The sequence below is a fragment of the Pseudomonas sp. CLCA07 genome (genome assembly GCF_053615335.1).
In genome coordinates, this window is record NZ_CM132131.1 from 807,501 (window position 1) to 828,545 (window position 21,045).

Annotated in this window: 18 protein-coding genes, 4 tRNA genes and 1 pseudogene; 5 read left to right on the plus strand and 18 right to left on the minus strand. The window is 56.8% G+C overall.

All coding sequences use genetic code 11. The annotated features are described in order from the left end of the window. Nucleotides 1-13: 13 nt before the first annotated feature. From ACWGZX_RS03715 to ACWGZX_RS03740, 6 genes and pseudogenes are all read right to left on the minus strand, one after another. Nucleotides 14-61 (minus strand): annotated as a pseudogene (locus tag ACWGZX_RS03715) (hypothetical protein); the annotation flags it as partial. Nucleotides 62-97: 36 nt separating this feature from the next. Next, the gene (locus ACWGZX_RS03720) at nt 98-865 is read right to left on the minus strand and encodes an ABC transporter ATP-binding protein (protein WP_452627340.1); all 768 of its coding nucleotides are present in this window, start codon (nt 863-865) and stop codon (nt 98-100) included. A 19-nt stretch (nt 866-884) separates the two neighbouring features. Continuing rightward, nucleotides 885-1,598, minus strand: coding sequence for an ABC transporter permease (locus ACWGZX_RS03725; RefSeq protein WP_452627341.1), 714 nt, complete (start codon nt 1,596-1,598; stop codon nt 885-887). Continuing rightward, nucleotides 1,595-2,284, minus strand: a complete 690-nt coding sequence (locus ACWGZX_RS03730) for an ABC transporter permease (protein ID WP_452627342.1) — start codon at nt 2,282-2,284, stop codon at nt 1,595-1,597. Before ACWGZX_RS03730 ends, ACWGZX_RS03725 begins: the two co-directional genes overlap by 4 nt. Nucleotides 2,285-2,377: 93 nt before the next feature. Continuing rightward, the gene (locus tag ACWGZX_RS03735) at nt 2,378-3,166 is read right to left on the minus strand and encodes an ABC transporter substrate-binding protein (RefSeq protein WP_452627343.1); all 789 of its coding nucleotides are present in this window, start codon (nt 3,164-3,166) and stop codon (nt 2,378-2,380) included. A 65-nt stretch (nt 3,167-3,231) separates the two neighbouring features. Then, nucleotides 3,232-4,401 (minus strand): M20 aminoacylase family protein, encoded by a 1,170-nt coding sequence (locus ACWGZX_RS03740; protein WP_452627344.1) that lies wholly within the window; start codon nt 4,399-4,401, stop codon nt 3,232-3,234. A gap of 121 nt (nt 4,402-4,522) precedes the next feature. Between ACWGZX_RS03740 and ACWGZX_RS03745 the strand changes: the two genes are divergently transcribed. The 3 genes from ACWGZX_RS03745 to ACWGZX_RS03755 all read left to right on the plus strand — a co-directional run bounded on the left by ACWGZX_RS03745 (nt 4,523) and on the right by ACWGZX_RS03755 (nt 7,859). Continuing rightward, nucleotides 4,523-5,476: a LysR family transcriptional regulator gene (locus tag ACWGZX_RS03745; RefSeq protein ID WP_452627345.1), complete on the plus strand. Its 954-nt coding sequence runs from the start codon at nt 4,523-4,525 to the stop codon at nt 5,474-5,476. Between the two features lie 208 nt (nt 5,477-5,684). Next, the gene (locus ACWGZX_RS03750; RefSeq protein ID WP_452627346.1) at nt 5,685-6,815 is read left to right on the plus strand and encodes a carbon-nitrogen hydrolase family protein; all 1,131 of its coding nucleotides are present in this window, start codon (nt 5,685-5,687) and stop codon (nt 6,813-6,815) included. A 3-nt stretch (nt 6,816-6,818) separates the two neighbouring features. Then, nucleotides 6,819-7,859: an AraC family transcriptional regulator gene (locus tag ACWGZX_RS03755; protein ID WP_452627347.1), complete on the plus strand. Its 1,041-nt coding sequence runs from the start codon at nt 6,819-6,821 to the stop codon at nt 7,857-7,859. 3 nt (nt 7,860-7,862) lie between these two features. Here ACWGZX_RS03755 and ACWGZX_RS03760 read toward each other — a convergent pair whose 3' ends face one another. The 12 genes from ACWGZX_RS03760 to ACWGZX_RS03815 all read right to left on the minus strand — a co-directional run bounded on the left by ACWGZX_RS03760 (nt 7,863) and on the right by ACWGZX_RS03815 (nt 18,671). After that, a complete protein-coding gene (locus ACWGZX_RS03760) occupies nt 7,863-8,009 on the minus strand; it encodes a hypothetical protein (RefSeq protein WP_223517417.1) in 147 nt (48 codons plus the stop codon). Between the two features lie 192 nt (nt 8,010-8,201). Continuing rightward, nucleotides 8,202-9,038: a DUF2242 domain-containing protein gene (locus tag ACWGZX_RS03765; RefSeq protein ID WP_452627348.1), complete on the minus strand. Its 837-nt coding sequence runs from the start codon at nt 9,036-9,038 to the stop codon at nt 8,202-8,204. 229 nt (nt 9,039-9,267) lie between these two features. After that, nucleotides 9,268-11,139: a SurA N-terminal domain-containing protein gene (locus ACWGZX_RS03770; RefSeq protein WP_452627349.1), complete on the minus strand. Its 1,872-nt coding sequence runs from the start codon at nt 11,137-11,139 to the stop codon at nt 9,268-9,270. Nucleotides 11,140-11,372: 233 nt separating this feature from the next. Then, nucleotides 11,373-11,645 (minus strand): HU family DNA-binding protein, encoded by a 273-nt coding sequence (locus tag ACWGZX_RS03775; protein WP_002552737.1) that lies wholly within the window; start codon nt 11,643-11,645, stop codon nt 11,373-11,375. A 151-nt stretch (nt 11,646-11,796) separates the two neighbouring features. Beyond that, nucleotides 11,797-14,193: an endopeptidase La gene (lon, locus tag ACWGZX_RS03780; RefSeq protein ID WP_007946894.1), complete on the minus strand. Its 2,397-nt coding sequence runs from the start codon at nt 14,191-14,193 to the stop codon at nt 11,797-11,799. 161 nt (nt 14,194-14,354) lie between these two features. Beyond that, on the minus strand, nt 14,355-15,638 hold the full coding sequence (clpX, locus tag ACWGZX_RS03785; RefSeq protein WP_007946893.1) for an ATP-dependent Clp protease ATP-binding subunit ClpX: 1,284 nt from the start codon (nt 15,636-15,638) through the stop codon (nt 14,355-14,357). A gap of 113 nt (nt 15,639-15,751) precedes the next feature. After that, entirely contained in the window at nt 15,752-16,387 is a 636-nt protein-coding gene (gene clpP, locus ACWGZX_RS03790; RefSeq protein WP_201118005.1) for an ATP-dependent Clp endopeptidase proteolytic subunit ClpP, read from the minus strand. Between the two features lie 93 nt (nt 16,388-16,480). Further along, complete coding sequence (gene tig / locus ACWGZX_RS03795; RefSeq protein ID WP_452627350.1) at nt 16,481-17,791, minus strand: trigger factor; 1,311 nt, start codon at nt 17,789-17,791, stop codon at nt 16,481-16,483. A 400-nt stretch (nt 17,792-18,191) separates the two neighbouring features. Continuing rightward, nucleotides 18,192-18,267, minus strand: a tRNA-His gene (locus tag ACWGZX_RS03800). A gap of 78 nt (nt 18,268-18,345) precedes the next feature. Continuing rightward, nucleotides 18,346-18,430 (minus strand) — tRNA-Leu (locus ACWGZX_RS03805). A gap of 56 nt (nt 18,431-18,486) precedes the next feature. Next, nucleotides 18,487-18,562, minus strand: a tRNA-His gene (locus ACWGZX_RS03810). A gap of 32 nt (nt 18,563-18,594) precedes the next feature. Continuing rightward, nucleotides 18,595-18,671, minus strand: a tRNA-Arg gene (locus tag ACWGZX_RS03815). A 275-nt stretch (nt 18,672-18,946) separates the two neighbouring features. Here ACWGZX_RS03815 and folD point away from each other — a divergent pair. Both folD and pbpG read left to right on the plus strand, forming a co-directional pair. Then, nucleotides 18,947-19,801 carry a bifunctional methylenetetrahydrofolate dehydrogenase/methenyltetrahydrofolate cyclohydrolase FolD gene (gene folD, locus ACWGZX_RS03820; RefSeq protein ID WP_223517424.1) on the plus strand — a complete coding sequence of 285 codons (855 nt, stop codon included), beginning with the start codon at nt 18,947-18,949 and terminating at the stop codon, nt 19,799-19,801. A gap of 237 nt (nt 19,802-20,038) precedes the next feature. Then, on the plus strand, nt 20,039-20,977 hold the full coding sequence (gene pbpG / locus ACWGZX_RS03825; RefSeq protein ID WP_452628961.1) for a D-alanyl-D-alanine endopeptidase: 939 nt from the start codon (nt 20,039-20,041) through the stop codon (nt 20,975-20,977). The last annotated feature ends 68 nt before the right edge of the window (nt 20,978-21,045 follow it).

Below are 21,045 nucleotides of genomic sequence, written 5' to 3' on the forward strand. Positions count from 1 at the left end.
GCAGCATTAACCAAGTTGAATGCGGGCCAGGCAACAACTGACTGACATCTATGATGTTCACATCTTTAAGGCAGGGCCATTCCGGCTTCTGACCCCATCACTTCAGACTCCCCGCCAAAAACTGCTGCAAACGCTCGCTACGGGGCTGTTCCAGCACCGTGCCCGGTGCCCCCTGCTCCTCCACCCGGCCTTGGTGCAGAAAAATAACATGGTTCGAAACCTGCCTGGCAAAAGCCATTTCATGGGTAACGACCACCATAGTCCTGCCCTCTTCGGCAAGCTGCTGCATGACTTTGAGCACCTCGCCCACCAGTTCGGGATCCAGGGCGGAGGTCGGCTCATCGAACAACATCACCTGGGGCTCCATCGCCAGCGCGCGGGCAATTGCTACGCGCTGCTGCTGGCCGCCGGACAGGTGGACCGGATACTGCTCCTCGACCTTTGCTGGCAAACCGACCTTGGCGAGGTAATGACGCGCCCGCTCCAATGCTTGCGGCCGAGCGATACCCAGCACACTCATCGGGCACTCGATGAGGTTTTCCAGCACCGTCATGTGGCTCCACAGATTGAAATGCTGAAACACCATCGACAACTGGCTGCGCACGAGTTGCAACTGCCGGGGATCGAGCGCACACAAATCGCCCCTTGAGTTCTTGCGGGTCAGCAGCTCCTGCGAATTGACGATGATCCGCCCCGCCGAAGGCTGCTCCAGATGATTGATACAACGCAAAAAAGTACTTTTCCCGGACCCGGAGGAGCCGATGATGCTGATCACATCACCTGCCCTGGCCTTGAGCGAAACACCCTTCAGAACTTCATGGTTGCCGTAGTTTTTATGGACATCTTCAACGATCAATTTATACATGCGAGCAAGTCCGATGGGGTCAGTGCGTACGGGGATTGAGGTAGGCCAGCCAACGCAGTTCGCCGCGCCGAAACAGCCAGATCAGGAAAAACGCGCTGGCGGCATACAGCATTCCGGCAATGCCGAACGCGGTGAACGAGGCGTAGGTCGCCGAGTTGACGTCCCGGGCAATCTTCAGCAAATCAGGCACCGTGGCGGTAAACGCCACCGAGGTGGAATGCAGCATCAGAATCACTTCATTGCTGAAGAATGGCAGGGCCCGGCGCAACGCTGACGGCAGGACGATCCGGCGATAGAGGGTGAACCGACTCATCCCATAAGCGCGGGCGGCCTCGATTTCGCCGTAGGGCGTCGCCCTGATCGAGCCGGCAAAAATCTCGGTCATGTAGGCACAGGTATTGAGCCCGAACGCCAACACCGTGCAGTTGAAGCCGTCGCGGAAAAAAGCGTTGAGAAAGTCCTGGGACCGAACCACGTGCAGGCTGTACACCCCGGTGTAGAAGAACAGCAGCTGGATGTACAACGGGGTGCCGCGAAACACATAGGTGTAACACCAGACCGGCAAGCGCAGCAGCGGATTACGGCTGACGCGGGCAATCGACAACGGCACCGCGAGCAAGAAACCACTCACCACCGCAAGAATCAGCAGCCACAAGGTCACTGCCAACCCGGAAAAGTGTGGCCCGTCACTCCACAGGTAAGCCTGCCAGTAGTCTTCGAAAATACCGGTCATAGAGAAGCCTTCCTGACACCCACCGAGTAACGGTGCTCAAGCCACATCAACACCCCGTTGGACACCGTGGTAATGGCCAGGTAGATCAGGCCGCCCACCAGCGTGAAATAAAAGAACTGCATCGAACCCTTGCCCGCGTCCTGGGTGGCCTTGACCACATCGGTCAGGCCGATGATCGAGACCAATGCCGTGGACTTGATCAAGACCTGCCAGTTGTTGCCAATGCCCGGCAACGCATGACGCAGCATTTGCGGGAACAGCACCTTGCGAAAGGTCTGCCCGCGAGTCATGCCGTAGGCCCGCGCCGCTTCAAGCTGACCAGCCGGAACGGCCTGGAAGGCACCACGAAACGTCTCGGTGAAGTAAGCCCCGTAAATGAAGGCGAGGGTCACAACACCGGCCAGAAACGGGTCAATGTCAATCTGACTGACACCCAGCCAATCGGTCATCCGGTTGAGCAGCATCTGCAGACTGAAGAACAGCAGCAACATGATCACCAGGTCAGGCATGCTGCGGATCAACGTCGTGTAACCGGTGGCCAGCGACTGCAATAAACGGTTGGAGGACAACTTGGAACTGGCGCCGAGCAGTCCTGCCAGAACGGCGATCAACAACGACCACAGTGCCAGTTTGATAGTGGCCAGGGTGCCCAGCAGGATTTGCGGGCCAAAGCCTTCCAGAAGCATTTCACTCTCCTTGTTCTTATTAGGTTGAGGTGAAGGGGATGCTGAAGCAGAGCAGCCTGGTCGACCGCCCTGTACAAGGTTGCGAGAGGGGCGTTACTTAGCGCCGTAGACGTCGAAATCGAAATATTTTTTGTTGATCCGTGCATACGTGCCGTTGGCCAGAATGGTCGCCAGCGCCTTGTTCAAATCCTCGCGCAACTCGACATCGCTCTTGCGCAAGCCGATGCCGTCACCGACGCCGAAAAAGCCGGGATCATCCAGGGTCGCGCCGGCAAACTCATAATCCTTGCCCGCTGTCGTGCCCAAGAAGCCGTGACTGGCCTGAATGGCGCCCTGCAGCGAGGCATCGAGTCGTCCCACCACTAGATCGGCGTACACCTGGTCCTGATTCTGATAGGACAGAACATCTACACCTTTCGAACCCCAGACGGCTTTGGCATAGGCTTCCTGAGTCGAGCCCTGCTCTACGCCAATGCGCTTGCCCCTGAGCGATTCGAGGGTCGGCAGCAGGCCCGATCCACGCTTGACCACCAGCCGTGCCGGCGCATTGGAGACTTTGTCGGTAAACGCAATCTGCTCCAGACGCTTGGGCGTCACGGTCATCGACGACGCCACCGCATCGAACTTGCGTGCCAGCAACGCCGGGATCATCCCGTCCCAGCTGCTTTCAACCCAAATGCAACGGGCTTTGAGCTCGGCACAAAGCGCTTCGGCAATGTCGACGCCAAAACCGGTCAGGGTGCCGTCCTGGTTTTTGTATTCCAGCGGCGGGTACGTGGGGTCGACTCCCAGCTTCAAGACTTTGCCAGACCAGTCGGCCGCGCCGGCCAGGCTGGATGCCGTCAAGCAAAGCAGTGAAACAGCCGCAATCATCTTGTTCATTTTTATTCTTCCTCTCCAGACCGCAGACGTTTTTTGTACAGACTGACGCTCGACAATACGGCGTCTCAACTCAGATAACCCTCGACCAACTTGACCCAGTAGCTCGCCCCGATCGGCAGGCAAGCGTCATTGAAGTCGTACCCGGGGTTGTGCAGCAGACAGCCGCTCTCGCCGTCACCATTGCCGATCACCAAGTAACTACCAGGGCATTTTTCCAGGATGAAGGCGAAGTCTTCACTCGCAGTAAAGGGCCGCAGGTTGTCGATCAATTGCCCTTCGCCCAGCCAATCCCGTGCGACCTCTCGGGCAAACGCGGTGGACTCGGGATGGTTGATCAACACTGGATGACAATGCTGATAATCGATTTCCGCTCGGGCACCAAAACTGGCGGCCTGACCGCTGACCAACTCGGTGATTCTGACTTCGAGCAACTGGCGAATCTCGGGGGTCAATGCGCGCACGCTCAGGCTCATCTGTGCGCTGGACGGGATGACATTCGAGGCACTTCCAGCATGAATGGAGCCCACCGTGATTATCGCCACGTCCTGCGGGTTGACGTTGCGCGAGACGATGCTTTGCAGTGCGATCACGATCGACGAGCAGACCAGCACCGGATCGACCGCTTTGTGCGGCACCGCGCCATGGCCGCCGTTACCGATGATGTTGATCGTCACCGTGTCGGCAGACGCCATGAACGGTCCGCTGTAAAACCCCAGGTGCCCGGTGGGGTAACCCGGCACGTTATGCATGGCGAAGATCGCGTCACAGGGGAACCGTTCGAGCAGGCCTTCTTCCAGCATTTTCCTGGCGCCGCCCAGTCCTTCTTCGGCCGGTTGGAAAATCAGTTGCAACGTACCGTTGAACGCCCGGGTCTGCGCCAGGTGCCTGGCGGCCGTCAACAGGGTGGCCGTATGACCGTCATGGCCGCAGGCATGCATGACTCCGTCGATCCGGCTGGCGTAGGGTAAACCGGTGGTCTCCTGAATCGGCAGTGCATCCATGTCGGCGCGAAGGCCGATGGACCGGCCCTCGCCATTTTTCAGGGTACCGACAACGCCAGTCTTGCCGATGCCAGTGCTGACCTGGTAACCCCAGCGGGTCAAACACTCTGCAACCCGCTCACTGGTGGCGAACTCTTCAAAACCCAGTTCGGGATGCGCGTGAAAGCTGTGACGCAACGCGATCATTTCATCTTGCATCGCTGCAATACCAGGCAGGACATGGCCGGCATTCATTGTTGTTCCCCTTCGACAAGAGCTGAGCGGTTGATGGGGTGGATCTTAGGGAACAAGCTCTGGGCTGGGGAGATGCAGTTTGGTTATGATGACAACCATTAGTTGTCACCAAGGTGAGCAGATGAAACTGCATCAATTACAAGCACTGATTGCCAGCGCCGAAACCGGCAGCATTCGCGCGGCCGCTCGTTCGCTGGAGATTTCCCAGGCCGCCGTGACCAAAGCGCTGCGTGAGCTGGAAACCAGCCAACAGCTACCGCTGTTCACCCGAACCGCCAGCGGCCTGAACTTCACCGAATACGGAAAGGTGCTGCTAACCCACGCCCGGCTGGTGATCAAGCAACTGGAGCACGCACAGACCGAGCTCGATCACATGCGCGGCAAGGCTCAGGGCCGACTCTGTGTCGGGATCACGCCGTGGATCGCCCTGACTTTCTTGCCCGAGGTAGTCCTGGCGTTTCGCGAGCGCATGCCGCAAATCCGCCTGGAGCTGTTCGAAAGCCTGATGGCCGTGGCCCAGCCGCTGTTGCGCGATGGCAGCATGGACTTTGCAATCGGCCAGCTTCACCCGGCGCAATCAACCCAAGAGTTCGCCTGCGAAACACTACTCGATTACCAGACGTCGGTGCTGGTCCGTCAGGGCCATGCCCGACAGGATGCTCGATCGATCCATGAGTTGCTGGAGGAAAACTGGACGCTGAACTATGCGCCGGATGGGCACGATGGACTGATGCAGGAGTTGTTCTGGCAACATAACGCGCAGATCGATGAAAACCGCATCGTTCGTGCCCACTCACTGGCGATTTTGCAGATGATGGTCGAACGGGCCGACATGTGCACTTGGGGGCCGTCCATTGTCAGTATTGCCCCGCCCTTCCTCGGTCGGGTGGTTTCCTTGGGGCTGGCTGAACAGTTCGAACCGCGACAGTTGAGCATCGTGACACGCCGCAGTGGTGCACTCAGCAATCCGGCATTGTGCTTCACCGACTGCCTGCTGCAGGTCATTCGGCGTCATGCGCGCTCGGCCAAAAAAGAAGATCGTCAGTTATTCGAAACGTTGCGTCTGATGTTGTGAAACATCATCGAGTCGCGTCCCCACACATGTGCCCAATAGGCTCTCGAATATCCGTAGCAGTTGCGCTTCTGAGGAAAAAAATCAGCCTCAAGCGGAAAAACAAACCAGGAAAAAAAGAAATTCAACCACTAACTCCTTGATTCGCTTTATCCTCGACCCAAATCCCAATGCAAAGCCATGCCTGCATATGGCCGTCGACTGCTCCCCCATGCGCAAACTTCTTTACCTGACCTTTTCCATGGCGATCATTGCCGCCCTGACAACCTACGCCATGTGGGCCGCGGATCGTCCCGTGGGCCATTACCTGTCGGACCTGCGCATCAACCTGGCCATCGATCAAGGCACGCCCGCTGATCGCGGTAACCTGCTGGGCATCCAGCCCGAGCTGTTCCCTACCGACTATCAAAGCCCCGAGCGTTTGCATCGCAAACTCGCGGCCTATTTGCAGAAGGCCCTAGACCAGGGTCTGCTGAATGACAAGACCATCGTCGTACTGCCCGAACATGTCGGTACCTGGCTGATGGTCAGCGGCGAAAAAGACGAGCTGTACCAGGCCACGACAATCAAGGAAGCCATGAACTGGCTGGCGGCGAGCAATCCTTTGCAGTTCGTTCGCGCGTTGATCAGCGCCGAGGGCGGCAGCCGTCTAGACGACGCCCATTTGCGGATGAAGGCCAAAGGCATGGCCAAGAATTACCAGGCACTGTTCGGCGGGCTGGCGAAAGAATTTCACGTGACACTGGTGGCAGGCACCATCGTGCTTCCGGAGCCCAGTGTCATCGACGGCAGGCTGAAAATCGGGCGCGGCGCGCTGTACAACAGCAGCGTGATCTTTGGTCGCGATGGCCTGCCGATTGGCCAGCCTCAACGTCAGATGCACCCGGTGTTTGAGGAGCAAGACGCCTTCAAAGCCAATGACCAACAGGCACTCAACGTCATCGATACGCCAGCCGGACGCTTGGGCGTGCTGATCGGCAGCGACAGTTGGTACCCGGAGAATTACCGCAAGCTCGACGATCAGGGTGTGCAACTGGTGGCGGTTCCGGCTTTCGTCGTCGGCCGCGATACCTGGGATAAACCGTGGCGTGGTTACCGAGGATTGCCGACACCCAAATCCGTCAGCCTCAAACCCGGCGAACTGAGTGAAGGTCAGGCCTGGCATCGCCTGACCTTGACCGCACAACCGCCGAGCAGCCAGGCCATCGCCGGTATGAGTGTGTTCCTGCGCGGCCAGTTCTGGGATCAGGGCAGCGCCGGACAAAGTTTTCTCAGCAACAACGGTCAACAGTTCGCCGACGGCAATGCCCGTGGCGCGCGGTTGCTGAACCTCTGGTTGTAAGCCATGAAACCGTCGCCGATGCGCCTCGGGGATTTGTCGGTGGGTTTCGTACACAGCCTGGCCGATGCGGTGCACAGCCACGGCGTAGACCCGCAACCATTGCTCGCTCAATACGGCCTGGATGCTGCCCGGTTAGCGGAGCCCGGTGCCCGGCTGTCGATCCCGCGCTACATGCGCTTAGGCCATGGGGCGATTCAACTGACGGATGACCCGGCACTGGGTTTGCGCATGGGCCAACTCAGTCGTCTGAGCCAAGCCGGCCTGGCTGGTGTCACGGCCGCCCAGGCGCCGACGGTTCGAGAAGCTGCGCGTTGCCTGATTCGCTTCGAAGCCTTGTACGGCTCCAACTATCGCGGGCAGTCGAGTTTTCATGAGGACGCTCAGGGCGCGTGGCTGCGCTTCTACTCCATCAGCCCGTACAACGCCTATAACCGCTTTGTGGTGGACTCGATCATCGCCGGATGGTTGCAGCAATTGTCCAGCCTAAGCGCTGCCCCGCTACGCGCTGAGCGCATCGAGATTGAATTTGAGGTGCCGGATTACCGCGAAGCGTATGCCCTGCTGGGCGATTGCCCGATCCAGTTTGGCGCCGAGCACAACCAACTGCGTCTGAGCCTGACCAGCCTCGCCCAACGCAACCCGGTGCACTGCCCGAGTACCTGGAGGCATTTGCTGCAACTCTGCGAACGGGAACTGGAGCAACTGACACGCACCCGTAGTCTGCGTGAACGCATCACTCAGTTACTGGGGCCATTACTCAATGGTGGTCGGGAACCCGACCTTGAGGAAGTGGCGGCACGCCTGAAGCTGCCCACCTGGACCTTGCGCCGCAAACTCGCCGAAGAAGGCACGCAATTTCGCGCGATTCTCAACGACACCCGTCGCGACTTGGCCATGACGTACATCCGCGATACCGAACTGGCGTTCGGAGAAATCGCCTACCTGTTGGGTTTCGCTTCAGCTGAAGCCTTCCAACGGGCCTTCAAACGCTGGAATGGCCAGACACCCGGCGAGTTTCGCCGCAGTCATCGCCAATCCGCTTGACGCTTACAGCTCGGTAGCGTCTTCGGCGGGTTCCAGCGGGTCCAGTTCAAACGCCTGATACTCGAGCAGCTCTTCTTGATAATCGTCCATTTTTGAATCCCCCAGCGCTCGTTTAAAAATGCCTGAATAAATGACCAACGCCCCGAGCATAAAGTGCTCCTGTGAAAGAAAAATGACACAGGCGCACCGCTCAACGGCTACTTAATAAAACGTAGCAGGCGGTCAGGAATTTATCACCGGTTTTTTTCGATAGAGGCTGTAGGACTACGGCCTGGCTGATGCAGATCAACGTAAAGCGCCTACGGGATCAGTGTCGTTTGACCCGACCCCGACGGGAATCGATTACTGACCAGAAACCGGCATGGCTGGAATTGGCTCGCTTGGCGGCGGCAAGTCCGACTGCGGTGGCGGTGTGATCGCTTCTAAGGCTGGTACCGGTTCGCTAATTTGCGCAGGGGTAATCGGCGCGGTTTCAGCCGGTGGTGCAAGCGGTTCCGCGGCTACTGGGGCGGGGGCAGGTTCGGCAGCCGGGGCTGGGGCTGGCGTTGGTTCTACCGCAGCTGCCGGGGTTGGTGCAGGTGCAGATGCCGCTTTGGCTTCAGGCACGCCCAGATCGGTTTTCGGCTTCTCGACGATGTGCGCCGCTTTCTTCGCTTCCGGTGGCAGGAACAATTCGACCAGAGTGAAAAAACGCTCGTAGAACTTGGCCGAGGAAACGGTTTCGCTGGCGACCTTGACCATCGAATCGTCGGACGAGCCGATCGGCATCGATACCGAGCCCAACACACCGACGCCCAGACTGGCGGAGTTATTGGTTTTCTTCAGCGCATAACGGTCCTGCAAGGCGTTGGCGAACATGGTCGCGTGATGCCCGTCGCTGCCGTCATCGGCACAGACCACACTGAAACTGATCTCCATGTGCGTCTCGCCTGTCTGCTGGAAACTCTTGTGCCCGCTGATCAGCTTGGGGTCGCTGCTGGTAATGATGTAACCCTGGCTGAGCAAGGCACGGCGTGCCGCTTCGCAGGTCTTCGCATCGGTCACGGGGTAGTTGCGCGAAAAGGTGCCGGAGTCGGCGAAGTTCTCATGCTCATAGATCGCGGCTTTTTTGGACGAGCAGCCGGCAGCGGCGAGCACCAGTGCCAGCCCGACGAGACGCATGGGAATTGATTTAAACATTGAACATCCTGAGGAAAACGGTTCGGGGCGTATTGTGCAACAGATCGATGCTCAGCGGCGCATCGATTAGTGTCTTAAAACAGTTACAAGTGTAAAGACTGCCATTGACGCGAAAAGGTCGCTCCACGCCCGCTTTCGGCGACGGATAACCGTTTCGCGCTCCTTTCAGACACAAAAAACCCCGGCCTTTCGGCCAGGGTCTTTGTGTCGCGACGCGCTCAATCAGGCATCAATAACGCTGGATATCAGCTTCGCTTTCCAGCTGTTTGCGGTAAGCCGCGAAGTCTTGCTGGCCAATGCGTGAGGCGAGGAAGCGACGGTATTGAGCCTTCTCTTCTTCGGTCGGCGCGGCCGCTTCGTTCACGTTGTTCAAACGTACGATCACCAGACTACCATCGGCCAAGGTCACGTTGCTGAAGGTCGGTTTGTCTTTGGCGGCTGGCTTGGGCATCCGGAACAGCGCTTGCAGCACGGTTGGGTCAACCCCTTCCTGAGCGCGGGTAGCCGCTTCGGTCACTTTCCAGCTCTGGCCATCAATCGCCGTGTTCAGCGGGGTCTTGCCGTCACGCAAGCTGGCAATTAACTGTTCAGCCTTGGTCTTGGCGGCAGAGCTGGCGTGCTCCTTGGCCAATTGCGTGCGGATGGCGACGTTTACGCTTTCCAGCGGCAGTTGTGCTGGTTTCAGGTGTTCCTTGGCGCGCAACACAATCACGGTTTCCGGATCGAGTTCGATGGCGGTGCTGTTGGCACCTTCATCCAGCACTTCAGGACTGAACGCAGCAGTAATCACCGCACGGTTTGCCGCAATCCCCTCACCACCTTCACGACCGAATGGCTTGGAGGTGTGAACGGTCAGTTTCAGGTCTTGCGCCGGCTGGGCCAGATCGGATGCTTCGAACGAGGCATCTTCCAGTTGCTTGGTCGCTTCGACGAAACGCTGCTCGACCTGCTGGGTTTTCAGCTCTCGGGTCAGCTTGTCTTTGAGGCTGGCAAACGTCGGCACTTCAGGTGCTTCCACACCCAACAGCTTGATCAGGTGGAAACCGAAGTCGGTACGAACCGGCTCGGAGACTTGATCCTTGGCCAGCGAATACAGGGCTGTTTCGAAGGCCGGGTCGTAGACACCAGGACCTGCGTAGCCGAGGTCACCGCCGTTGTTGGCCGAACCCGGGTCCTGGGAGAACTCTTTGGCCAGCGCATCGAATTTCTCGCCTTTGGCCAGACGTGCCTGCACTTCTTCGATCTTGGCCTTGGCTTGCGCCTCGGTCATTTTGTCGTTCACTTCGATCAGAATGTGCGCAGCCCGACGTTGTTCGGACAGGTTCGCGATTTCTTTCTGATACGCCGCTTGCAGGTCTTCGTCCTTGACGGCGACCTGATCGAAGAAGGAAGCCTTCTTCAATTCCAGGTAATCGATGATCACCTGATCCGGCGTCATGAATTCCTTGGCGTGTTCGTCGTAGTAGGCTTTGACTTCTTCGTCAGTCAGCTTTACAGACGCCGGGTCAACCTTGACATTCAGGGAAGCGAAATCGCGGGTCTGCTTTTCCAGACGGGCGAAGGCCAGCACCTGAGCGTCGGTGACGAAACCGCTACCGGCCAGGCCAGCGCGCAGCTGACCAATCAGCATTTCCTGAGCCAGCATCTGGCGGAACTGCATACGGCTGTAACCGAGTTGGCGGATCACCTGATCGAAACGCTCAGGGCTGAACTTGCCGTCGACCTGGAATTCAGGCGTCTGCAGGATCACCTGGTCGAGAGCGGCTTCAGAGAAAGCGAATTTCGAGTTTTGTGCGCCTTGCAGCAGCAATTTGCGATCGATCAAGCCTTTGAGGGCCGATTCGCGCAGCATTTTTTCATCGAGCAAGGAAGCATCGAAATCTTTGCCCAGCTGTTGCATGAGTTGACGGCGTTGCATATCAACCGCCTGGCTCAGCTCGTTCTGGGTGATTTCTTCACCATTGACCTTGGCCGCATCATTGCTGTGCGTAGTGGCCTGAAAAATGGCGTCGAAACCGGTCAAAGCCATCAGTGCAACGATGACTCCGATAATGGTCTTGGCAATCCAGCCTTGTGAATTGTCCCTGATATTCTGCAGCATGCGTCCCCCAGAAACGGTTGAACTTCAAAATTAGGCAACCGTGGAGCGTGGGTAGAATCCGGATAGAAGAAAGGCGCATCCGGGGATGCGCCTTCTCGTAACTGGCGGAGCGGATCGAAAGGTCGAACATGCGACCCTCGGTGTCTCGGACCGGCAACTTGCCGACTGGACTACCGCTCCGCTGCCAGGTCAGGCATGACCCTGACCCGGATAGGCAAAAACCTGAATCGAACTTAGTTGACAGCTTCTTTCAGTGCTTTACCGGCTTTGAAACCTGGTTTTTTGGCTGCTGCGATTTCCAGTGTCTTACCGGTCTGAGGGTTACGACCAATACGAGCTGGACGATCAGTCACGGAGAAGGTACCGAAACCAACCAGAACAACAGAGTCGCCAGCCTTGAGAGCGCCAGTGACGGATTCGATTACAGCGTCCAGCGCACGGCCAGCAGCAGCTTTCGGGATATCAGCGGATGCAGCGATAGCATCAATCAGTTCCGACTTGTTCACTCTAAGTCCCCTTATATCTATTTGAGTATGATTCTAAGTTTTTTTGGTGAAAGCAAAAAACGAGTGCTGAATGGCCTACAGACACTATAAGAGCCGCTTTATAACAAGGGCTCTAAAAAGCTGTCAAGGAAGCCCCCCAGGCAAATACGTACTAATGCGTGCTAATTCTTTCCTTAGAGTCAGACTCGCGTTTTTCATCCTTAGCAACGATCTCTGGAACCACGTCAGGCAAGGGCTCCGGCGCGTATTGCAGCGCAATTTGCAGGACTTCGTCAATCCATTTAACCGGTTTAATCTGCAGATCTTGCTTGATATTGTCCGGAATTTCCTTCAGATCGCGTACGTTCTCTTCAGGAATGATCACGGTCTTGATCCCGCCACGGTGAGCCGCGAGCAGTTTTTCTTTCAAGCCGCCAATCGCCAGCACCTGACCACGCAGGGTGATTTCACCCGTCATGGCAACGTCTGCACGCACCGGAATCCCGGTCAATGCCGATACCAGGGCCGTGCACATGCCTACACCGGCGCTAGGGCCGTCTTTCGGGGTCGCCCCTTCCGGCATATGGATATGCGTGTCGCGCTTCTCGTGGAAGTCCAGAGGGATCCCCAGACTCTTCGCACGGCTGCGGACAACGGTCAGCGCTGCGGTGATCGATTCGACCATCACATCACCCAGGGAACCGGTCTTGATCAACTGGCCTTTACCCGGTACTACAGCGGCTTCGATGGTCAGCAATTCGCCGCCCACTTGCGTCCACGCCAGCCCGGTCACCTGACCGATCTGATCCTGCGATTCGGCCAGCCCGTAGCGGAATTTACGTACGCCCAGGAAGTGCTCGAGCATCTCGGCAGTGACTTTCACCGAGAAGCGTTTTTCCATTGCATGTTCTTTGACCGCCTTGCGGCACACCTTGGCAATCTGGCGTTCCAGCCCACGCACACCGGCTTCGCGGGTGTAGTAGCGGATGATGTCGCGGATCGCTTCGGCGTCGAATTCCAGCTCGCCTTTCTTCAAGCCGTTGGCAGTAATCTGCTTGGGCGAGAGGTACTTGACGGCGATGTTGATTTTCTCGTCTTCGGTGTAACCCGGCAGGCGAATCACTTCCATCCGGTCCAGCAATGCCGGCGGGATGTTCATGGAGTTCGAGGTGCACAGGAACATCACATCGGACAGGTCGTAATCGACTTCCAGGTAGTGATCGTTGAAGTTGTGGTTCTGCTCGGGGTCGAGCACTTCCAGCAACGCCGACGCCGGATCGCCACGCATGTCGCTGCCCATTTTGTCGATTTCATCGAGCAGGAACAGCGGGTTGCGGACGCCGACTTTTGTCATCTTTTGAATCAATCTACCCGGCATCGAACCGATGTAAGTACGGCGATGACCACGGATTTCAGCTTCGTCACGCACGCCACCGAGGGCCATACGCACGAATTTGCGGTTGGTGGCGTGAGCAATCGACTCTGCCAGCGAGGTTTTACCCACACCCGGAGGACCGACCAGACACAACACCGGGCCACGAATTTTCTTCACGCGTTTTTGCACGGCGAGGTATTCGAGGATCCGTTCTTTGACTTCTTCCAGACCGTAGTGGTCGGCGTCGAGAATGTCTTCAGCGCGCGCAAGGTCCAGACGGACTTTGCTCTGGGCCTTCCACGGCACCTGAACCAGCCAGTCGATGTACGAACGCACCACGGTCGCTTCCGCGGACATTGGTGACATCTGTTTAAGCTTGTTCAATTCGCCTTGGGCTTTGGCCAAGGCATCTTTCGGCAGGCCAGCGGCATCGATGCGCTTTTTCAGCTCTTCGATTTCGTTGTGACCTTCGTCGCTGTCGCCGAGCTCCTTCTGAATGGCCTTCATCTGCTCATTCAGGTAGTACTCGCGCTGACTGCGCTCCATTTGTTTTTTGACACGACCGCGAATGCGTTTTTCGACTTGCAGCAGGTCGATCTCGGCATCCAGCAGCGCCAGAACGTGCTCGACCCGGGCCGACAAATCGATGATTTCGAGAATTTCCTGCTTCTGCTCGATTTTCAGGGCCATGTGCGCGGCCATGGTGTCGACCAGGCGGCCTGGCTCGTCGATGCTGTTGAGCGACGACAGGACTTCAGCCGGGACTTTCTTGCCCAGCTGCACATATTGTTCGAACTGAGCCAGCAGGCTACGCACAAACACTTCCGACTCGCGCTCAGGCGCGTCGACTTCGTCAATCAACGAGACTTCGGCACGGCAGTGGCCGTCCACTTCGCTGAAGCGCTCCACGGCGCCCCGCTGCTCGCCTTCGACCAAAACCTTGACCGTGCCGTCAGGCAGCTTGAGCAGCTGCAGAACGGTCGCAATAGTACCTACGCGATAAAGTGCATCTTCACCGGGATCGTCGTCAGCAGGGTTTCTCTGAGCCAGCAGAAGGATCTGCTTGTCGCCCGTCATCGCAGCCTCGAGGGCTTCGATGGATTTCTCGCGCCCCACGAACAGCGGGATAACCATGTGCGGATAAACCACAACATCACGCAATGGCAGGAGAGGCAATTCGATGGTTGTCTTCATGATTTCGCCTCTACGGCGGCCATAAGGCCGTAAACAGATGGAAGTAAGCTTGAAACCAAGATGGGGGCTGCCTTCAAAAAAAACAAGCGCAAAGACAGGGATAAAAGGCAGTAAAAGCAAAGGGGCCCGAAGGCCCCTTCTTTGTTCCAGCTGCGTGACGCTTAGGCGTCTGGCGCGGCCTTGGCAGCAGGCTCACTGTTTTCGTAGATATACAGTGGCTTGGACTTGCCTTCTATAACGCTTTCGTCGATCACTACTTTACTCACCTCGGACTGCGAGGGGATTTCATACATAGTGTCGAGCAACACGCCTTCGAGAATCGAACGCAGTCCACGGGCACCGGTCTTGCGTTCCAGGGCACGTTTGGCGACCGATTTCAGTGCGTCGGCCCGGAATTCCAGGTCCACGCCTTCCATCTCGAACAACTTGGCGTACTGCTTGGTCAGGGCATTTTTCGGCTCGGTGAGAATCTGCATCAATGCAGCCTCATCAAGCTCGTCCAGCGTGGCAAGTACCGGCAGACGACCAACGAATTCCGGGATCAGACCGAACTTGACCAGATCGTCAGGCTCGACTTCACGCAGGGACTCACCGACTTTCTTGCCTTCTTCCTTGCTGCGCACTTCCGCGTTGAAACCAATGCCGCCCTTGGTGGAACGGTTTTGAATAACCTTTTCCAGACCGGAGAACGCACCACCGCAGATGAACAGAATGTTACGGGTGTCGACCTGAAGGAATTCCTGCTGCGGATGCTTGCGACCACCTTGAGGTGGTACGGAAGCGACCGTGCCTTCGATCAACTTGAGCAGGGCCTGCTGCACGCCTTCACCGGAAACGTCCCGGGTGATCGACGGGTTGTCAGACTTGCGCGAGATCTTGTCGATCTCATCGATATAGACAATGCCCATCTGGGCTTTTTCTACGTCGTAATCGCACTTCTGCAACAGCTTCTGAATGATGTTCTCGACATCTTCACCCACATAACCCGCCTCGGTGAGGGTGGTTGCGTCGGCAATGGTGAACGGAACGTTCAGCAAACGAGCCAGTGTTTCGGCAAGCAGGGTTTTACCCGAGCCTGTCGGGCCGATCAGCAAGATGTTGCTCTTGCCGAGTTCGACGTCGTCATTCTTTTTGTCACGCTGGTTCAGGCGCTTGTAGTGGTTGTACACCGCTACTGCCAGAACCTTTTTCGCACGCTCCTGACCAATCACGTACTGATCAAGGATGCCGCTGATTTCTTTAGGCGAAGGCAATTTATGCGCGCTGCTTTCGGCCTGGGCTTCCTGCACCTCCTCACGGATGATGTCATTGCACAGGTCGACGCACTCGTCGCAGATAAAGACCGAGGGGCCGGCAATCAATTTGCGCACTTCATGCTGGCTTTTGCCACAGAAGGAGCAATAGAGCAGCTTGCCGTTGTCCTCGCCGTTGCGGGTGTCAGTCATTCGTTCGATCCAAATCCGATAGGCTTGCAACACAAGATGAAGGCTATTGCGGGCTTTTTCAAGCCCGCCGGTGATCAGACCAGCCGACCAACCCTATTTTGAGCTGCTTATTTTTAAGCCGGGCGCTGGCTGATCACTTCATCGATCAACCCGTACTCACGCGCAGCTTCTGCACTCATGAAGTTGTCGCGATTGGTATCGCGCTCGATTTCTTCAAGAGTGTGCCCGCTGTGCTGGGCCATCAGCGTGTTGAGACGCTCACGAATGAAGAGGATTTCCTTGGCATGGATTTCGATATCCGAGGCCTGGCCCTGGAAACCACCCAGAGGCTGGTGAATCATCACACGCGAATTCGGCAGGCAGTAACGCTTGCCGGCGGCACCGGCCGTCAGAAGAAACGCGCCCATGCTGCACGCTTGACCGATACAGGTGGTCGACACGTTTGGCTTGATGAACTGCATGGTGTCGTAGATCGACATACCCGCCGTCACCGAACCGCCCGGGGAGTTGATATAGAGATGGATGTCCTTGTCCGGGTTTTCCGCTTCAAGGAACAGCAGTTGCGCACAGATCAGGTTGGCCATGTAGTCCTCTACCGGACCAACCAGAAAGATCACTCGTTCCTTGAGAAGGCGCGAGTAGATGTCATAGGCGCGCTCGCCACGAGCAGATTGCTCGACAACCATCGGGACCAGGCCGCCTGCGGCCTGGATATCAGAGTTCTGCTGAATATACGAATTACGGAACATGCTCTGCAGTCACTCCCAAATAGTTATGTCTTGAATACGCATAAGCCAGCACGAAGGCTGGCTTATGGTGATTACTTCTTAGCGCAAAAACGATCAGTCGGCTTGTGGAGCTTCTACCGGCTTGACTGCTTCTTCGTAAGAGACCGATTTGTCGGTCACACTAGCTTTCTGCAGAACAGTATCCACAACTTGCTCTTCCAGCACAACCGAACGCACTTCGTTCAGCTGCTGGTCATTCTTGTAGTACCAGGACACGACCTGCTCAGGCTCTTGGTAGGCCGAAGCCATTTCCTGAATCATTTCGCGAACGCGGGTTTCGTCAGGCTTGAGGTCGAATTGCTTGACCACTTCAGCCACGATCAGCCCCAGCACAACGCGGCGCTTGGCTTGTTCTTCAAACAGCTCGGCCGGCAGTTGGTCAGGCTTGATGTTGCCGCCGAACTGCTGAACAGCTTGCACGCGCAGACGGTCAACTTCGTTGGACAGCAGAGCCTTAGGCACTTCGATCGGGTTGGTGGCCAGCAGACCGTCCATTACCTGATTCTTGACCTTGGATTTGATCGCCTGACGCAGTTCGCGCTCCATGTTCTTGCGAACTTCGGTGCGGAAGCCTTCCAGACCCGTTTCCTTGATGCCGAATTGAGCGAAGAATTCTTCGGTCAGTTCTGGCAGTTTTGGCTCGGAAACAGTGTTCACGGTAACGGTGAACTCGGCAGTTTTGCCGGCCAGGTCGAGGTTCTGATAGTCAGCCGGGAAGGTCAGGCTCAGAACACGTTCTTCGCCGGCTTTAGCGCCAACCAGACCGTCTTCGAAGCCAGGGATCATGCGGCCGGAACCCAATACCAGCTGAGTGCCTTTGGCGGAACCGCCAGCGAACACTTCACCGTCAACCTTGCCGACGAAATCGATGTTCAGCTGATCTTCGTTCTGGGCAGCGCGATCGGCCACTTCGAAACGGGTGTTCTGCTTGCGCAGAACTTCCAGCATTTTGTCCAGATCGGCATCAGCCACGTCAGCGCTCAGGCGCTCTACGGTGATACCTTCGAAACCGGCAACGGTGAACTCAGGGAACACTTCGAATACGGCGACGTATTCCAGGTCCTTGCCCGCTTCCAGGGATTTAGGCTCGATCGAAGGCGAACCAGCCGGGTTCAGCTTTTGCTCAACCACAGCTTCGTAGAAAGAAGACTGGATCACATCGCCCACGGCTTCTTGACGCGCATCAGCACCGAAACGGCGCTTGATTTCGCTCATTGGCACTTTGCCTGGACGGAAGCCAGCAATCTTGGCCTTTTGGGCGGTCTGCTGCAGACGCTTGTTGACCTGGCTCTCGATGCGCTCAGCCGGCACGGTGACGCTCATGCGGCGCTCAAGAGCAGTAGTATTTTCAACAGAAACTTGCATGGATATTCCTCGTTGCACAGACGTTAGCCGGCCGTTTCCGACCCCAGAATCAAGGGCATGCATTCTAGTGGGTCAAACTCAAGAAGTCACCCTACTGAAAACGGGTAAAAACGCAGCAGGCAATTTATAGGTGCGAATGCACGAATGCACCTCGCCCCGATGGCAAATACAGCCAATCACGCCAGGGCCCTGCGCCAACCCTTCTATATAGAAGCGGTTGCCAATCATCTCCCTGACAGCCGATCTTGCGAGCAAGGCCGGCGGGCAGCGCGGCATCATCGAGAAACAAAAATACGACGAAACGCCCTGCCCCTGCGACCCAAAACCTGCAGCCGCCAATCACTCGAACCGCCGAAACAAAAAAGGCGCCAGACTGTTAAATCTGGCGCCTCTCGAAATATGGGGTGGACGAAGGGGATCGAACCCTCGACAACGGGAGTCACAATCCCGTGCTCTACCAACTGAGCTACGCCCACCATATTGCATGCCAAAGAAGCCAAACAACTTCTCTGTTCAGCCCCAGCCACGCCAATCGGCATGAGTGAAGCTTTATTTGGTGCGGATGAAGAGACTCGAACTCTTACGCCTCGCGGCGCTGGAACCTAAATCCAGTGTGTCTACCAATTCCACCACATCCGCGGTTGAAGCCGTTAAAGCAAAGGCGCCAGACTGTTAATCTGGCGCCTTTCGAAATATGGGGTGGACGAAGGGGATCGAACCCTCGACAACGGGAGTCACAATCCCGTGCTCTACCAACTGAGCTACGCCCACCATATTGCGCTACTTGTGCCAAAGCTGCCTAATGGCGCACCCGGCAGGACTCGAACCTGCGACCATCCGCTTAGAAGGCGGATGCTCTATCCAGCTGAGCTACGGGCGCCTTGTTAATTTGTACTCTTGGAGGACTACAAACTAAGTGCTTTCCAGTCTTGCAGAACCGTAATCCCGCTTGACCTTCCTAACCAGTGCTAGGCTGTGCCCGACAAGTGCGACGAATAGTATAGAGCCCCCCGAGGGTCGTCAAATGCTTTTTAAAAAAAATTCATTTAATTAAAGGAGTTAGGGGAATTTGCAGACCAAGCGCCTTTGCCCTCACCTCATGACATGCGAGAATGCGTTCTCTTTTTTTCCCCTCTCGATGGTTAATCACGCGCAATGACTGCACAACTAATCGACGGCAAATCGATCGCCGCCAGCCTGCGCCAGCAGATCGCCAAACGAGTCGCCGAGCGTCGCGAGCAAGGCTTGCGCACACCCGGCCTCGCGGTAATCCTGGTCGGCAGCGATCCCGCCTCTCAGGTTTATGTCTCGCACAAGCGTAAAGACTGCGAAGAGGTCGGCTTTAAATCCCAAGCCTACGACCTGCCTTCCGAAACCACTCAAGAAGCGCTGACCGATCTGATCGATCGCCTGAACGACGACCCGACAATAGACGGCGTTCTGCTTCAGCTTCCATTACCTGAACACCTGGACGCTTCCAAATTGCTGGAGCGCATTCGTCCGGATAAAGACGTCGACGGTTTCCACCCTTATAACGTCGGTCGTCTGGCCCAGCGTATTCCACTGCTGCGTCCATGCACCCCTAAAGGCATCATGACCTTGCTGGAAAGCACCGGTGTCGATCTTTACGGGATGAATGCCGTGGTTGTTGGCGCGTCCAACATCGTTGGCCGCCCGATGGCGATGGAATTGCTGCTGGCCGGCTGCACCGTGACCGTCACCCACCGCTTCACCAAGGACCTGGCCGGCCACGTTGGTCGTGCCGATCTGGTGGTGGTTGCCGCTGGCAAGCCCGGCCTGGTCAAGGGTGAGTGGATCAAGGAAGGCGCAATCGTGATTGACGTCGGTATCAACCGCCAGGAAGACGGCAAACTGGTCGGCGACGTGATTTACGAAACCGCCCTGCCCCGCGCCGGCTGGATCACACCAGTACCGGGTGGCGTTGGCCCGATGACCCGCGCCTGCCTGCTGGAAAACACGCTGTACGCGGCGGAAACCCTGCACAGCTAAGCGCCATAGCAGACGCAAACAGCGAGTTAAACAACCCCGCCCTCGGCGGGGTTCTTTTTGCCCGAAGAAAAAGTTCGACCAGCCGCCGGAAAATGACGTTTTTTTCATATTCCAGAAGACTTTCATTACTTCCCGGAACAACCATCGACAGTTATTCAGCCATACTCCAGAATGTCGCGCTTTTTACGAAATAGCCCGTTACAAAACGGCGTATCAACACATAATGAGTCTGCCAGCGTGAAAATCCGTCTATCCATCCTGAGCCTATTTTTTGCAGTTACAGGGTCTTTCATCACGCCAATCGCCAGCGCTGGCGATACCACCGCTGCGCCTCGAGATACGACACATCTCAAACTCGCTTCCGGCAGCTCATTAGTCATGGATATGCAGACCAACAAAATCATCTACGCCAGCAACCCTGACGTGGTGGTACCGATTGCGTCCGTCAGCAAACTGATGACGGGCCTGGTCGTGGTTGAAGCCCGCCAGAATATGGACGAATACATCAACATCAACATCAGCGACACGCCGGAAATGAAGGGTGTGTACTCCAGGGTCAAACTCAAGAGCGAAATGCCGCGCCGGGAAATGCTCCTGATTGCGCTGATGTCTTCGGAAAACCGCGCGGCAGCGAGCCTGGCTCACCACTATCCGGGCGGCTATGCGGCGTTCATCGCCGCGATGAACGCCAAGGCCAGGGCGCTGGGCATGACCAACACCCACTTTGTTGAGCCAACCGGCCTCTCCCCACGAAACGTGTCCACTGCACGTGACCTGAGCAAACTGCTGGTCGCTGCGCACAAGCAACCGCTACTGACCGAGCTCAGTACGACCAAAGAAAAGATCGTGTCGTTCCGCAAGCCCAACTACAACCTGGCATTCCGCAATACCGACCATTTGGTCCGCAAACAGGAGTGGGACATCCAGCTGACGAAAACCGGCTTTACCAACGAGGCGGGTCACTGCCTTGTGCTGGTCACCAGCATGGGAAATCGCCAGGTTGCGCTGGTCATTCTGGATGCCTATGGCAAGTACACCCACTTTGCCGACGCTACCCGTATTCGCAACTGGGTAGAATCCGGCAAGGCCGCAGATGTGCCTTCCGTAGCCTTGCAATACAAGTCCGACAAGAACCTCAAAAGCCGTCAGACCGGGGTGATTGAAGCCTCGAAATAGACAAGCGCCCCCGAACAAAGCCCAAATAAAAAGCCCCGAACATTCGGGGCTTTTTATTTGGGCGGATG